Source organism: Paenibacillus sp. BAC0078 (genome assembly GCF_054483875.1).
In genome coordinates, this window is record NZ_JBTLRW010000003.1 from 202,109 (window position 1) to 216,851 (window position 14,743).

The window sequence follows — 14,743 nt, forward strand, 5'->3', positions numbered from 1 at the left end:
CTTTTCAGGGAAGAAAAAACGCCCCGGCCGGAATTACGCTTTTGACCTGGCTGGGGCTTTCCCACATCAGTACCGCCCGCGCATCCCCCTGGTTCTCGTAATACTCCACCTTCAGCTCATGCAGCTTACCGGCGATCAGATTCACACTGCCCTTCCGTTCCTGTCCGCTCTGCTTGATCCAGCTGTCAATCACCAGCACATCATCAATCCATACCCGGATGCCATCATCCGAAGAGGTATAAATCGTATAGCCCTCAGTATAGGCTGCACTCAGCCTGCCACTCCAGCGCACCGAGAATAAGTCTGCGGAGATAGCGGGATCAGGAGCCGCCTGCTTCCAAATGAAGTTAATATTTTCGTCAGTGCGTGTAAGCGCCGGTGTGCCGCTAAGCGAAGCATTGTTGTAATATTGCCCGAACAGGCCCGGCATGGGTGCGGCATCAGGCAAAGAGGCATACTGCGCCGCCTTTAGCTTATATTCATCTCTGGTGAACACAAAGGAATCATTCATATATGCTTTGATCACCGCATTGCTGTTCTTCTCAAACAGCAGCTTGCCCCAGCTCATCTGGTAAGACCATTTATTCTGAGTTTTGGCCAGCACGGTCGGAGCTGGAAGCTCTGCATTTTCCCCGATGGCGATCAGCTTCCCGCACCCGAGCTTCCATAGGCCGTTATGGTGGCTGGCTTTGAAATCTGCGTCATAAATATCCAGCGCCAGCACATCCACGCTCCCGCTGCCCGGATAATAGCCTGCCGGCTCATCGCACCACTCATTTTTGGCATTGGGACTCCATACCCACAGCAGATTGTGCAGCTGGTGATAGACAGTGAACCGCTCGAGCATCAGTCTCCACAGCCGGCTGTACGAGCTTTTTTGGCCCCACCAGAACCAGCCGCCGTTCATCTCATGATACGGACGCCAGAGCACCGGCACACCTGCATCGCTCAGTTTTTTCAAATATACGGCGGCTTTGTCCAAGTCCGAGATCAGCGCGTTATACTGGGCAGTGCCGGGTGTAATATATTTGGCAAAATCCGCTTCGCTAAGGCTCATCTGGACGTTCGACCACAACGGGGCTGTGCCCGGTAAACTCTCATGGTAGCTCATCGTCACAATGCCTCCCGCCTTATGCCAGCGGATTGCGCTGTCCACCACGGCCTGCCGTTGGCTGTCAATCTGAGCCGCCGTCTGATTCTCTATTGCGCCCAGTTCATAGCCGTGAAGCGCGGCATATTGGCCGCTGACCGTTTTCAACTGGCCGCTAAAATCATCCGGGCTCTCCAGATAATCATGCTGCCCGCTGATGATGCCTTGTCCCTGCAGGCGGTACAACGTCTTCAGCAGCTTCAATGCCGCAGGCGCAAGCGCAGCATCTGCCGGAGCCATCTGCACATTCCGGAATGCCGTCTGCCACTGCACATCGCCTACCAGACGTGATGCGGAGTCAAGCAAATCGCGCAGGATGCGCTGTTCCATGTACTCACCACCCCATAATTATTTTCTTCATAGTATGGGGATATTCGGGACAATAGCACGGCGAACAGTCATACAATTGTAATAAATATTCAGTACGAAAAAGAAGCCGCTACTTAGACTATGTATGTAATGGTCAGTTATCTGACATAGCGCTTCTTAATGGGCTATTTTTGAGCTATACTGGTTAAATCTACGCTCACTGAAGCATAGGCTACACCAAAAATTAGGAGGAGCAGAGTGAAAGCACAAAAAGTTATCCCAAGTCTCATCATCGCCGCACTGCTCTTGGCAGCCACTTACTGGTTCGAAGAGAAAGGACCGTCACCTACCGGGCAGCCGTCCACAGGAAGCTCTGACGTGGTTCAGCTTGACTTTCCAAGCGACCGCTATCCAGAGACCGCCAAACACATCCAGGACGCAATCCGCAGCGGAGAATCCGCAGTCTGCACCATCGACCGGAAAGAGGCCGAGGAGAACCGCAAGGAATCGCTAAAAGGGGTGCCGACCAAAAAAGGCTACGACCGCGACGAATGGCCGATGGCCATGTGTGAGGAAGGCGGTGCAGGAGCCGACATTGAATTCATAACGCCAAGCGATAACCGCGGCGCAGGAAGCTGGGTTGGCAATCAGCTTGAGGAGCTGCCCGACGGAACGCGGGTAGAGTTCATGTTCAAATAGGCTACAAGACCAAGTCCGGCCCCGGAGTGAATTTAATTTGTCCGCACGTCCGGGGACTCAACTAATCTCTCCAATGACCGCCGCTGTTACCGGAGAGATGTGGCTGTGGCTCGTGTTTTTCCCAGGCAAGCAGTATTACAGCAGTCTCCACAGGCAACGTTGGCAGCCACTGGATGTACTCCTCCCGAACCAGCTCCCGGCAGCCAGCTATTACTCCTGCTCTCGTCCGCCCGCTAAGCCGCAATAGCTCTGTCAAACTCGGCATCCTCCGGTAATGATTGCTGAAATGACACATAATCCGCAGCAGCTTGCGCGCCGTATCATCCAGCATGGCTCACCTTGACCTGTTTCCAGGCCAAAATGCTGTCCGCCCGAAAAACCCGTGGTCCTCCTGTGCTTAGACAAGTGGCCCGGAGCAGCCCACCTTTATGCCCATGCACCTCTATTCTGCGCTGCGTAATCTTGCCGGCCTTGTCCTCGTAAATGATTTCAATAACCTGACCGATCAGCTTTTCCATCTCTTTTGTGCTCACTTTAGCCCCATCCTTTCGATGAAACAGGAACATTTGTATGTATTATATGCGAACAAATGTTCTTTATGCAATAATACGCTAAGAAGGCGTAAAATGGGGGTGGTATATTATCCCAAATTCGGAGAGCCAGGGTGTTCTATATCTGTTACCGGGGGAAAAGGCTATACGGCCCCATGTCTGAGGCGGAAGCCTTGAAGGAATGGTTCGCACTTTCAGGAACAATCAAGGAATTATATATTATTGAAACTGACGCGCACACAGGTCGAACCAAACGCCAAATCGGACCTACATCCCGCAAAAAAAAGAAATAGCCCCATCCGGCATGAAGCCTGACAGGGCAGCATTCATTAACAGCATAATTAGAAAATACAGGCACTAGTGATAATTACCAGCAAAATGAACAAAACAAGAATCGCGCTTGTCGAAGTAAACGGGCTTACATAAGGCGTAGCTACTGGAGGACCTTGATTCACTCCACCGACATTCCCGCAACCGCAACCATACTCTGCTCCCATTATTGAATTCCTCCTCAGTAATAATGACTACAGCACAGAATATGTAAAAGGCCAATATGCCGTATGGGCCAATCGGTAAAGAAATACCTTTCACCTAATAAATCGAAGAAGTGCTGTCGATATACATTATGGAAAGACTTTCACAGCACTAAGTAAGACAGAGGCTCACAAAACTTAGCGAATGCTTCCGAAGCGAGTTTTGTACGAAGAGATTTCTGGAGGCTATGCTCACAAAACTTTTAGGAGGTGCAGGATGGATATCGCCGCTTTATCCGTTTCGTTAGGCCAGGCATCGTTGCAACAGGCTGTCGGGCTGCAGGTATTTAGCATCGCCAAAGATCAGGCTGAAGTCCAAGCTCAGAATATGACGCAAATGCTTGGGCAGAGCACGCATCCAAACTTAGGAAAAACACTTGATATTAAGGTTTAATTGCTTTATGATTAGAGATATAAGAACACAGGTTCTCGTAACCGCTAAGCCCTTTGGGCTTTTCTTTTGCCCATAAATACGAACACATGATCTTATATTGAGGTGAATAATATGTACTCCTATTATCAAATGACCACACTGGAGAAGTGGACAGAGGATCTGTATGAGCGACTCGACATCCGGCACCCGGCACAAATATCCATTAAGCACATCTCTGAACGCCTGAATATCTGGGTTCATTATCTGGATGTGAGGAGCAAGTGTATCGAGGCTTCTGCCGGCATGTATAGCATGTTCCTCGACAGCCGTCTTCCCGCTGAGCTGCAGCGCCTCGAATTCCTGCATGAGCTCTGCCACCTGCTGCGCCACGCCGGGAGTCATACGTTAATGCCCGAGCATTTCAAACAAGACCAGGAGGATGAAGCCGAGCGTTTTATTCTTTATGCGGCAATGCCCTTCTCAATGATCTCCACCATGACTCTGCCTGAGCTTCGTGAAGATGCTGTCAATGCGCTCGCAGCAGCTTTTCAGGTTCCTTGCGAGCTGGCTTTGCAGCGCATCGACCAGATCCAGCGGCGCGTGTTCCAGGGACAATTAATTGCCGTTATGGAAAGAAATGAAGATAGAAAATTAATCCACAGACATAATCGCTAAACGCCACGGAAATAATACAGGCATACACGTCATGAAATAAGCAGTTCTAGGCTTAAGGTGAACTTATCCGTAAGGGGGAGCAGTATGGACGCCAGCCAAGTTATCCAGCTATTATTGACCCACCCGGATTACAGCGTGGACGCAGTACACCCCGAAATCCCTGATTTTGTTGGCATTGCAACCATTGAAGTGGATCACGAAACCCAGACCTTTTCCATTTTGCTGCAGGAGCCCGTTGAAGATGATTAGCATGATTGCATAAGAAGAGCAGTTTTATTTTACTTCAGCACAAAAAGCGACCCCGCCGGCATCCGGCAGGGTCAAAATGTATATTTAAGGGGATATGCATTTAATATAATCCCATTAGCTTAAGTTCTCATGAAATTTCGCTGAAGATAAGCTAAATCTTCCTTCAAGACTATGCACTTATGAACTGGATCACGCCAATCAGAAACATCAATAGAAACAATCCCAGTAGAATCCCTAGCGTTGCCCAGACCCATTTTTTAGCGGGATATGAAGGCTTGGAGTAATTCTCTAATGTAGCAATACGGCGTTCCAGTTCACGAATTTTCTCATCTTGCTCTGACATACGCGATCTTCCTCTCCCAAGCTAGAGTCGGCGGTTACACAGCTATTCCTGAAATACGCAAACAAACCCAAAAAGTTTCATATAAAGGAATATAACCCCGGCCCATCCAGATTGAGGTGAATAATCAAAAGGCCGATTTACGTAAACTGGAAGCATCTACAAAGCATTGCTCTTGCAGATGAGGCACTGTGTTGCTTGTGTCCATTTGACAGCAATACCTTACATCCTGTTCATACCCTCGCTCACGAAGCTCACGCCCACTGGCAGACTCCCAGATTAGCTCTTGCAGGTTAGGTTTCGAGTATTCATACGCTCCAATACAGACCTCCGCCTCGGGCGACTTGCTTCCATGCAGCTGTGAAAGAATCATACCTGCCGCTAAATAATCTTCAATACTGGGCCGCAGATTATTTTCCTGCAGGTTGACATCGGTCCATTTCTCCCCGCAGGCGATCACGGTAATGTCTTTGTTCTGCTCCTGGCTGAACTGATTAGCAATCCGGGCTACAGCTGAGGCATTCAGCAGGCAGCCTATCAGAAGGGCAGGAACCTGAGAAGCTACGGATGTGCAGAGCGCCCCATTTACCGAACATAGTACAAAATTACGAGCCTGGTCTGCCGCTCCAAAGGATAAAGGTGACAGGGAATGCCCACCCTCTCTGACCGCCTCCGCTCTTCCCCATACGATCTCCGCATGTTTAGCTTTGGCAAAAGCCTTGGCTTCCTCATTAATCGGCGGCGGGAACGGAAATATTCTAGCTTGATGCTGGGTCGCAGTCACCACTGTGGAAGAAAAGCTGAGTACATCCACGATAATTACAATATCCCCCCGCTGCGAAGCCATACGTGCTCCCGTAGCCCCCCAATCCAGCTTAACCCCATAATTCGTCTGGTCAAAAAACAAGTCATTCCCTCCGTTCCAAAACGCTCCCCCAGCCAAGAAACCGAAGAGCGTTCTGCAGGGCATCCCGATTTTTATTTCAAAAAGGTGCCCCGCCGATACTCACTGAAGGCTTCCGTAATTTCTCTCTCGGTGTTCATTACGAATGGACCTCTGGCGACTACAGGTTCGTGAATGGGTTCACCAGCGTATAGTATAATCCACAGCGGTTGGGTGGCAGTAATGTCAATTTCACTCTCACCGCTGCCTCCTTCACCAAGCCATAGGACCTGTCCTTTGGAAGCCTCGATGTTGTTGCGGCCAAATGTCCCCTTGCCTTCAAGAACATAAATAAATCCATTGTAACTGCCGGGTAAATCCTGTGTAACTGTATATCCTGCTTCAATGTGCATTTCTGCCATCGTAACCGGAATATAATTTAGAGTTAGAGCGGTCACGCCTCGGGAGGAGCCGGAAAACACCTTAACTGTTGCCCCTTCTTCTCTCCGTACAGGCATATCTTCACTTTTTAAATTCTGATAGCGCGGCTGTGTCATTTTATGCACCTTCGGCAAATTGACCCATAGCTGCAGTGAATGCGCCGTAACTCCCTCTGATGGGACCTCGTTATGCTCAACGCCGCTCCCCGCAGTCATCCACTGTACATCCCCGGGTCCAAGCACGCCGCCTTCACCGCTATGGGTGTCATAATGTTCAATCTGTCCGGTAATCACATACGTAACCGTCTCCATTCCACGGTGCGGATGGATGTCAAAAGCCCCCTTCTGGAACTGATCCTCCATCATCAATAAAAAAGGATCGTTCTTCTCCCAGGCTCCCGGTTCAATTACCGGCCCGGCTGCATGGATAGAACTCACCTGAGATAGTGTAACCTCTCTGACTTCACTAATATCCCGTTTAACCGCATTGGAATGTTGCATAACAATTCCCCTCCTGTAAAGATGATATTGTTTGCTATCTTAACTTTTGTTTTTATATTTACTTTCTTTTATATAGTTATTTTATAACTCCCTTTACTGTTTGTCAAAGCTTTTACCATCACGTGGTTTTACCAACAATTTGCCATGAGAAGAAATGAATCCCGTACAAAATACTACCACAAAAGTTCCCTTTACTTTTCCAGCTCCCCCTTCATCAAACCGGACATGAGGTTTTCCCTCATCCGGCTTTCCGATGTTCTTCTTTCTTCCGCATTACGGTTCGTTCCTAACCTACCAGTTTCTTTAATCCAAAGTACCCGGCAACCCTGCCCGCTAGCGGGGTTTAGTGAAGTGGGCCGTTAGGTTTCGAGTATTCATATGCTCCAATACAGACCTTTGCCTCGGGCTACTTGCAAAGCACCTCATTTAAGGAGCATATTACAAAAATCACGGGCCTCGTCTGCCACTCCAAAGGATAAAGGTGACAGGGAATGCCCCCCTCCCTGACCGCTTCCGCCCTTCCGAGCACCATCTCCGCATTCATAGCTTTTATCAAAAGCCTTGGCTTGCTCACTTAATGGGCGGTGGATAAGGAAATATAGCCTTCTTATATTAAATTATTTTGCCTTTGCGTACATTCATCCGATATAGTTAATAGGTCTCATATTTCAATAAACAAATCCGGGATCTTTATTTATCAAGGAGTGTAGATTATGCTAAAAGAACTAAAAATAGGGCTTGCAAAGAATCAAATGGTAAGCGTACATACAAAAGATGGGGAAATAGTAATGGGGATTCCAGAGGACAGTTCTATGGAAACTAAAGTTAAGCTGCGGAATGGGCTGGCTGTTAGATATATACCTTACGATGATATTATTCATGTGATGAGATTAATACCTTTGTCGAAATATAAGACTTCAAAAAAGTAAAAACCCCTTGCTAGGCAAGGGGTTTAGTGAAGTGGGCCCTACAGGACTCGAACCTGTGACCAATCGGTTATGAGCCGACCGCTCTAACCAACTGAGCTAAGGGCCCGGATCTAGGATTCCGTATATACAATGGCTGTCTGGAAAATAAATTGGTTGCGGGGGCAGGATTTGAACCTGCGGCCTTCGGGTTATGAGCCCGACGAGCTACCGGGCTGCTCCACCCCGCGTCAGTAATCATATTCAAACAGCGACAATAGATAATATACATCATATCCGGGGTTAAAGTCAAGGATGATTTTGGTTAATGTGATCAGGGCAGAAAGCGTACCCCATAGCGGCCCTTGCGCGAACGATAAATTTCCACAAAACGGGGGTCATGATAACCGTATATCCAGCCGTCCTGCTCCAGTCTTTTGGCCAGGCAGCCTGCTTGAAACCTCGTCCTGAACAGCTTTGCGAAGTATATCCAATTCATGATGCCTTCTTCTCCTTTTTCGCAAAATTAAGGTCCCTCTGGTTATAAAGATATCATGCCCAGTTTCGCAAAAATAAGCCGCCGGAATCCGGCGGCGGCTGTGTAATTTATGGGTGTGCTATTTTTTCGTCTCGTTTTTCTCAGGCCAGCTCTTATAAAGATCAAAATACTTATTAGGGTCCTTCTGCAGCGTCTTCAGCATGAGATTGCCCTGCTTCTCCCAGGCTTGAAGCGCACTGGCGACAGTTCGTTTGCCTCGATACACCTCAGTGAATAATATCAGCCCGGCATCGTTAATCTGGGTGATTCCGGGCAGACGCGCCTGCAGACTGTCCATCGCCGGATCATTTGCCGGCAGCGGCTTCTGGCTGAAGAATGGGGCAAGATTAATCCCCTTTTCCGGAGATACATTATAATCCATGCGCGCAGTCAGCTCGTAATGAATATGGGCTTTGATTTTGGCAACCTCGTTACTGTTGATGAATTTGATCAGATCCCAGGCATCCTCTTTGTTCTGCGCCATTGTATTGATCGCCATCAAGCTGCTAAGCGAGGTTCCCATAGCAACTCCGGGCTTTTCAGCAAAGGTAGGCACTGTAACGATGCCCCAGTCTACAGGCTGAAAATTTTTAATGAGGGATGCATTCCTTTTGGCTGCCGTAATCTCATAGATATAACTGTAATCGGCAACTACCATTGCAACTCTACTGTTCAGAAACAGGTCACTGGCGATAGGAGTATCCTCATTCGGATAGATCGTCTCATGCAAGCCCGGAATGATCTGTTTCTTCACAAGATTGCTGTAGTCGGTCCATGCCTTGCTCCAGGCAGGAGTATTAACGGTCATTTTCTCGCCTTTGTTATCATACATCGCAAGCTGAAGCGGAGAAAGGTAGCTCTGCATATCCCAGAAGGGATCACCCGAGAAGCGGTTCATGGCTAATCCGTAGATGCGGTCTTTGACGTCTCCGGGACCCTTGGTGACCTTTGACGCGACCGAGAACAATTTCTCCCAGGTCATCCCGTTCTCAGGGTATGCCACTCCGGCAGCATCGAATATCTTTTTATTGTAATACAGTGCACTTGATGTAAAGGCTGGCCCCAGCGCATACAGATTCCCTCTGCCCAAATCACGTATACCCTCCAGCACCGTTGGAGCCATATTGCTGAGATCGTAATGATCCCGATCAATCAATGGCTGGAGCGGCTCTACCAGATTACCGTCGGCCAGTCTCTTAAGCAGCGTACTGTCGCCGATAACCACATCCACCGGCTTATCACCACCCATGATAGCCCGCATACTGGCCAGATTATCCTGACCCGCCTGGAGATTTTGGGAGTCGAAGCGAAGCTTATCTGTATCAATGGCCGTAACGAACTCCAGTTTGACCTCGGGATGCTGCAGCTCATAGAGATCGGTAAACTGCTGGCGGAAATAATTATCGTCCTCCCCGCTCCACAAGCTTCCGATACGCAGCACCCGCTGGCCTTCAGAGACCTTGGAGCCCTCGGCGGCGACACTAATCCCCCCTGCAGATGTCAGCGGCAGCACAAGTGCCGTACAGATGCCAAGTGAAAGCCAGCGTTTAGCTGCCGCCCTGTTTCCCTTACTATTCATGTAAAAATCCCCTCCCGGCAAAATTCGTTCTCTCCCTTAACGGAAATGAACCTTTCCTATATTTAGCATTATAAAGATTTGTGCGGGCGGGGAAGTTACAGGCAGTTTAAAGATACACTACGATTTCTTCATAGGATGGGGGGAGAGGGAGTGAGATATTGAGGTGGGAGTCAGGGACAATCTTCCGTATATTATCAAAAAAATCCCCACCGAGGTGAGGATTTGAAGAGTGCTTATTCTTTGATCTTATACACCAAAGGATGCAGGATCTTTGCGCCACGCTTGCAGCAGCTCCACATCTGAATCAGCAATGGTGCCTTGGGCGAGCGCGACATCAATCAGGGTTGTGTAGTTGGAGAGAGTCTGCAGCGGTACACCGGCAGCGGCGAAGGCTTCAGTGGCACGGTCCAGCTCATAGCTGAAAATAGCCAGCACGACCAGCGGAATGCCTCCCGCTTCCTGAACGGCCTGAGCAGCTTTAATGGAGCTACCGCCCGTGGAGATCAGGTCTTCGATCACGATGACCTTTTGGCCTGGCTTGATCAAGCCTTCAATCTGGTTCTGTTTGCCGTGGCCTTTGGCCTTGTCACGGATATAGGCCATCGGCAGGTTCAGCTTGTCAGCCACCCAGGCTGCATGCGGAATGCCAGCGGTAGCCGTGCCTGCAATCACTTCAGCTTCCGGGTAGGTGCTGGCAATCGTCTCGACGAAAGCATCGGCAATATAGCCGCGCACTTCCGGGAAGGACAGCGTCAGGCGGTTATCACAGTAGATTGGCGATTTAATGCCGGAGGTCCAGGTAAAAGGGTCCTGCGGGCGCAGCGCCACCGCACCGATCTTCAGCAGGTAACGGGCAACTTGTTCACTTTTATTCAATAATGGGCTCATGCTTGGCTCATCTCCTCAATAATGGTAAGTGCGGCCTGGTGCGGGTCCGCCGCCGCTGTAATCGGACGTCCGACAACCAGGAAGTGGCTGCCCTGACGGATGGCTTGTCCTGGGGTCATTACGCGGGACTGGTCATCCAGCGAAGCGCCTGCCGGACGAATTCCCGGTGTTACTGTGCGGAATTCCGGTCCGCAAGCAGCGGCAATCACCGCTGCTTCCTGCGGCGAAGCTACCACGCCGTGCAGGCCGGCCTCAGCCGCGAGCTTGGCGTAGCGCACAACGGTATCCGTGACTGCGCCGGAAATGCCAATCTCGGTGTTCATCATTTCCTGGCTGGTGCTCGTAAGCTGGGTTACCGCGATAATGAGCGGAAGCTGCAGCGACGGATGCAGGCTGACTGCCTTCGCTGCGCCTTCCAGCGCCGCCGCCATCATTGTTTTGCCTCCAGCAGCGTGAACGTTGAACATATCCACTCCCAGCAGCGTCAGGCTCTCCGCTCCGCCGCGCACGGTGTTGGGGATATCATGCATTTTGACATCGAGAAATACGGAATAGCCGCGCGCCTTCAGCTCTCTGATAAAGTCAGGTCCAGCCGCATAGAAAAGCTGCATGCCAACCTTCATATAACAAGGAATACCTTCCAGCTTCTCGATCAAAAGTCTAGCCTGGGCTACATCCGGCACATCAAGGGCGACCATCAGGCGTCCTGCCATTTCCTTATGCTTCCCGACTTGCTGATCCTCTTCTTTTGCCATAGTACTACCCGCTCCTAACCCATGCGGCACACCGCACGGCTTGTTGATAAAAAATAAAGTATTCTAAGGCCCCGGGCATAGCGGAACGGTCTGCGCTAACGCAAACCGTTCCCGTTATCCCGCCTGTACAGGCCGGGCTATGCTTCGATAGATTATTGTCCGACAAAGGCAGGCATCGACTGTGACGAGAAGTTGATCGTCTGCAGCATTCTCAGCAGCGCGGTCACGGTATCAAGCGATGTCATACATACGACGCCGTTCTCCACTGCTTCCCGGCGGATGCGGAAGCCGTCGCGCTCCGGCGTTTTGCCTTTGGTCAAGGTATTGAAGACGAAGTTGGCTTGCCCTCCGCGAATCAGATCGAGGATGGTCGGCTCTCCTTCATCCAGTTTGTTGACGTTCATCACGTTCAGTCCCGCCTGTTCGAGGGCAAGCGCTGTGCCGCCGGTGGCAATGATTTTGTAGCCCATGGCGTGGAAGCCTTTCATCAGCTCTACCGCTTCCGCCTTGTCTTTGTCCGCTACCGTAACGATGATGGCTCCAGTTGCCGGAATTTTCATTCCTGCGCCAATCAAGCCTTTATACAGAGCTTTGGCGTACAGCTTGTCGCGGCCCATAACCTCGCCGGTCGATTTCATTTCCGGTCCGAGCGTAGGCTCTACTCTGCGCAGCTTGGCAAAAGAGAACACCGGCACTTTTACCGACACATACTCGCTCTCCGGCCAGAGGCCTTCTGTATACCCGTCTTCCTTCAGCTTGCCGCCGAGAATGACCTTGGTTGCAAGATTAGCCATTGGAATGCCTGTTACCTTGCTCAGGAAAGGAACCGTACGCGAGGAACGCGGATTAACCTCGATAACATACACTTCATTTTGATAGATAACAAACTGGATATTCACCAGCCCGATGGTCTTCAGTTCTTTGGCGATCTTGATGGTGATGTCGGTAATCTTCTGCTTCAGATCTTCATTCAGATACTGCGGCGGGTATACGGCGATGGAGTCGCCGGAGTGGACCCCTGCGCGCTCTACATGCTCCATAATGCCCGGGATTACAACCGTCTCACCGTCACAGATGGCATCAACCTCAACCTCTTTACCGAGCATATAACGGTCGATCAGGACCGGATGCTCCGGATTGACCTTCACCGCTTCAGCCATATAACTCAACAGCTCCGCATCGTTGTAGACAATTTCCATTGCGCGGCCGCCCAGCACGTAGGAAGGACGGACCAGAACCGGATAACCGAGAGCTTGCGCAGTTTCTACCGCCTCGTCGATGTTGATGACTGTCTTGCCCTTCGGTTGAGCGATATCCAGACGGGCCAGCAGCGCTTCGAACTTCTTGCGGTCCTCAGCTTCGTCGATGCTGTCCAGGCTGGTTCCCAGAATATTCACACCCGCAGCAGCCAGCGGTGCAGCAAGATTAATTGCCGTCTGTCCGCCGAACTGCACGATAACGCCGATTGGCTTCTCCTGGGCGATTACGTTCATAACATCCTCGAAGAACAGCGGCTCAAAATACAACCGGTCCGAGGTATTGAAATCCGTAGACACCGTCTCTGGATTGTTATTGATAATTACGGCTTCATAGCCGGCTTTTTGGATTGCCCATACCGCATGCACTGTAGAGTAGTCAAATTCAATCCCCTGGCCGATGCGAATCGGACCGGAGCCGAGCACGACTACTTTTTGTTTGTCGGAATGAATAACCTCATTCTCCGTCTCATAAGTCGAGTAGTAGTACGGTGTGGATGCTTCGAACTCGGCTGCGCAGGTATCTACCATTTTGAAAACAGGAGTCAGCCCTTGCTGCAGACGCAGCTCACGAACGTCGGATTCCTGTGTCTGCTTAAGGCCGGAACGGCCCTCTGCGCGAATCTCAGCAATCGCCCGGTCGGTGAAGCCCTTGCGCTTCGCTTGATAGAGTGTTTCCGCCGACAGCGTTTCTTCACTGCGAAGCACCTCTTCAAAGTTCACCAGCCCCTCGATCTTGGAGAGGAACCACCAGTCCACACTTGTGATATCCTGAATTTCCTGCAGATCATAGCCACGGCGGAACGCCTCGGCGATCAGGAACAGGCGCTCATCGTCTGCCTTCGCCAGTCTTGTGCGCAGCACGCTGTCCTCCAGCTTCTCCGCACCCGGAAGACGGAAACGGTGAAGACCGATTTCCAAAGAACGAATGGCCTTGTGAATCGACTCTTCAAAGGTACGGCCAATCGCCATTACCTCACCGGTCGCTTTCATCTGCGTGCCCAGCTTGCGGTTCGCATAGATGAACTTGTCGAACGGCCAGCGCGGAATTTTGCTGACGATATAGTCGAGGGTCGGCTCGAAGCAGGCATAGGTCTGGCCGGTCACCGGATTGACGATTTCATCCAGCGTATAGCCGAGGGCGATTTTGGCCGCCATCTTGGCAATCGGGTAGCCGGTCGCCTTGGATGCCAATGCCGAGGAGCGGCTGACACGCGGGTTCACTTCAATGACATAATATTGATAGCTCTGCGGGTCCAGCGCGAACTGCACGTTGCAGCCGCCTTCGATATTCAGCGCACGGATAATCTTCAGCGAAGCGCTGCGCAGCATTTGATATTCACGGTCGGACAAGGTCTGGCTTGGCGCTACAACGATACTGTCGCCTGTGTGCACGCCGACCGGATCGAAGTTCTCCATGTTGCAGACCACGATGCAGTTATCGTTCGCATCGCGCATAACCTCATATTCAACTTCCTTCATGCCGGCGATGCTCTTCTCCACCAGACATTGGCCAATTGGGCTGTAGCGGATACCCGCTTTGACGGTTTCGCGCAGCTCATCTTCGTTATCGCAAATCCCGCCGCCGGTTCCGCCCAGCGTGTAAGCAGGCCGCACGATCAGCGGATAGCCGATTCCGGCTGCGAAGTCCATAGCTTCTTCCACACTTGTGATAATCGTGCTCTCTGGTACAGGCTGATCCAGCTCACGCATCAGTTCGCGGAACAGATCGCGGTCCTCCGCCTTCTCAATGGACTCTAGCTGTGTACCCAGCAGCTTCACATTCTCCTGCTCCAGTACGCCTGCGCGCGCCAGCTCCACAGCCATATTCAGGCCGGTCTGTCCGCCCAGGGTCGGCAGCAAGCCGTCCGGACGCTCCTGACGGATAATTCCGGTAACGAATTCAAGAGTAATCGGCTCGATGTATACCTTGTCGGCCATATTGGTATCGGTCATAATTGTGGCCGGGTTGCTGTTGATCAGCACAACCTCTACGCCTTCTTCTTTGAGGGCCTGGCAGGCCTGTGTTCCGGCATAGTCGAACTCGGCGGCTTGGCCGATGACAATCGGGCCGGAGCCGATGACGAGGATCTTTTTAAGCTTATCGTTCTTTGGCATG

Annotated in this window: 17 protein-coding genes and 2 tRNA genes; 5 read left to right on the forward strand and 14 right to left on the reverse strand. The window is 50.9% G+C overall.

Annotated features, from left to right (window positions below; translation table 11 throughout):
• Nucleotides 1-4: 4 nt before the first annotated feature.
• A complete protein-coding gene (locus ACX1DY_RS07800; RefSeq protein ID WP_458963630.1) occupies nt 5-1,480 on the reverse strand; it encodes a glycosyl hydrolase in 1,476 nt (491 codons plus the stop codon).
• Between the two features lie 237 nt (nt 1,481-1,717).
• Between ACX1DY_RS07800 and ACX1DY_RS07805 the strand changes: the two genes are divergently transcribed.
• Entirely contained in the window at nt 1,718-2,158 is a 441-nt protein-coding gene (locus ACX1DY_RS07805; protein WP_458963631.1) for a NucA/NucB deoxyribonuclease domain-containing protein, read from the forward strand.
• A 61-nt stretch (nt 2,159-2,219) separates the two neighbouring features.
• Here ACX1DY_RS07805 and ACX1DY_RS07810 read toward each other — a convergent pair whose 3' ends face one another.
• From ACX1DY_RS07810 to ACX1DY_RS07820, 3 genes are all read right to left on the reverse strand, one after another.
• On the reverse strand, nt 2,220-2,414 hold the full coding sequence (locus tag ACX1DY_RS07810; RefSeq protein WP_458963632.1) for a hypothetical protein: 195 nt from the start codon (nt 2,412-2,414) through the stop codon (nt 2,220-2,222).
• Nucleotides 2,415-2,478: 64 nt separating this feature from the next.
• Entirely contained in the window at nt 2,479-2,676 is a 198-nt protein-coding gene (locus ACX1DY_RS07815; protein WP_458963915.1) for a hypothetical protein, read from the reverse strand.
• 374 nt (nt 2,677-3,050) lie between these two features.
• Nucleotides 3,051-3,206: a hypothetical protein gene (locus ACX1DY_RS07820; protein WP_156830071.1), complete on the reverse strand. Its 156-nt coding sequence runs from the start codon at nt 3,204-3,206 to the stop codon at nt 3,051-3,053.
• Nucleotides 3,207-3,459: 253 nt separating this feature from the next.
• On the opposite strand from ACX1DY_RS07820, the gene ACX1DY_RS07825 reads away from it, so the two are divergent.
• The 3 genes from ACX1DY_RS07825 (at nt 3,460) to ACX1DY_RS07835 (ending at nt 4,539) form a co-directional block, all read left to right on the forward strand.
• Nucleotides 3,460-3,636, forward strand: a complete 177-nt coding sequence (locus ACX1DY_RS07825) for a YjfB family protein (protein ID WP_458963633.1) — start codon at nt 3,460-3,462, stop codon at nt 3,634-3,636.
• Between the two features lie 111 nt (nt 3,637-3,747).
• Nucleotides 3,748-4,290, forward strand: a complete 543-nt coding sequence (locus tag ACX1DY_RS07830) for an ImmA/IrrE family metallo-endopeptidase (RefSeq protein ID WP_458963634.1) — start codon at nt 3,748-3,750, stop codon at nt 4,288-4,290.
• Between the two features lie 84 nt (nt 4,291-4,374).
• A complete protein-coding gene (locus tag ACX1DY_RS07835) occupies nt 4,375-4,539 on the forward strand; it encodes a hypothetical protein (RefSeq protein ID WP_458963635.1) in 165 nt (54 codons plus the stop codon).
• Nucleotides 4,540-4,708: 169 nt separating this feature from the next.
• Here ACX1DY_RS07835 and ACX1DY_RS07840 read toward each other — a convergent pair whose 3' ends face one another.
• The 3 genes from ACX1DY_RS07840 to ACX1DY_RS07850 form a co-directional block, all read right to left on the reverse strand.
• Nucleotides 4,709-4,882, reverse strand: a complete 174-nt coding sequence (locus tag ACX1DY_RS07840; protein WP_458963636.1) for a hypothetical protein — start codon at nt 4,880-4,882, stop codon at nt 4,709-4,711.
• 124 nt (nt 4,883-5,006) lie between these two features.
• Nucleotides 5,007-5,786, reverse strand: a complete 780-nt coding sequence (locus ACX1DY_RS07845) for a 2-phosphosulfolactate phosphatase (protein WP_458963637.1) — start codon at nt 5,784-5,786, stop codon at nt 5,007-5,009.
• Nucleotides 5,787-5,857: 71 nt separating this feature from the next.
• The gene (locus ACX1DY_RS07850; RefSeq protein ID WP_458963638.1) at nt 5,858-6,703 is read right to left on the reverse strand and encodes a pirin family protein; all 846 of its coding nucleotides are present in this window, start codon (nt 6,701-6,703) and stop codon (nt 5,858-5,860) included.
• Nucleotides 6,704-7,416: 713 nt separating this feature from the next.
• Here ACX1DY_RS07850 and ACX1DY_RS07855 point away from each other — a divergent pair.
• Nucleotides 7,417-7,632 carry a hypothetical protein gene (locus ACX1DY_RS07855; protein WP_458963639.1) on the forward strand — a complete coding sequence of 72 codons (216 nt, stop codon included), beginning with the start codon at nt 7,417-7,419 and terminating at the stop codon, nt 7,630-7,632.
• 32 nt (nt 7,633-7,664) lie between these two features.
• Here ACX1DY_RS07855 and ACX1DY_RS07860 read toward each other — a convergent pair.
• The 7 genes from ACX1DY_RS07860 to carB all read right to left on the reverse strand — a co-directional run bounded on the left by ACX1DY_RS07860 (nt 7,665) and on the right by carB (nt 14,742).
• A tRNA-Ile gene (locus ACX1DY_RS07860) sits at nt 7,665-7,738 on the reverse strand.
• A 44-nt stretch (nt 7,739-7,782) separates the two neighbouring features.
• Nucleotides 7,783-7,859 (reverse strand) — tRNA-Met (locus ACX1DY_RS07865).
• A gap of 83 nt (nt 7,860-7,942) precedes the next feature.
• The gene (locus ACX1DY_RS07870) at nt 7,943-8,107 is read right to left on the reverse strand and encodes a hypothetical protein (RefSeq protein WP_019909365.1); all 165 of its coding nucleotides are present in this window, start codon (nt 8,105-8,107) and stop codon (nt 7,943-7,945) included.
• Nucleotides 8,108-8,225: 118 nt separating this feature from the next.
• Nucleotides 8,226-9,725 (reverse strand): ABC transporter substrate-binding protein, encoded by a 1,500-nt coding sequence (locus tag ACX1DY_RS07875; protein ID WP_458963640.1) that lies wholly within the window; start codon nt 9,723-9,725, stop codon nt 8,226-8,228.
• 246 nt (nt 9,726-9,971) lie between these two features.
• A complete protein-coding gene (gene pyrE, locus ACX1DY_RS07880) occupies nt 9,972-10,613 on the reverse strand; it encodes an orotate phosphoribosyltransferase (protein WP_458963641.1) in 642 nt (213 codons plus the stop codon).
• A complete protein-coding gene (pyrF, locus tag ACX1DY_RS07885) occupies nt 10,610-11,368 on the reverse strand; it encodes an orotidine-5'-phosphate decarboxylase (RefSeq protein ID WP_458963642.1) in 759 nt (252 codons plus the stop codon). The genes pyrE and pyrF overlap by 4 nt, the downstream gene beginning before the upstream one ends.
• 152 nt (nt 11,369-11,520) lie before the next feature.
• Complete coding sequence (gene carB / locus ACX1DY_RS07890) at nt 11,521-14,742, reverse strand: carbamoyl-phosphate synthase large subunit (RefSeq protein WP_458963643.1); 3,222 nt, start codon at nt 14,740-14,742, stop codon at nt 11,521-11,523.
• Between the last annotated feature and the right edge of the window lies 1 nt (nt 14,743).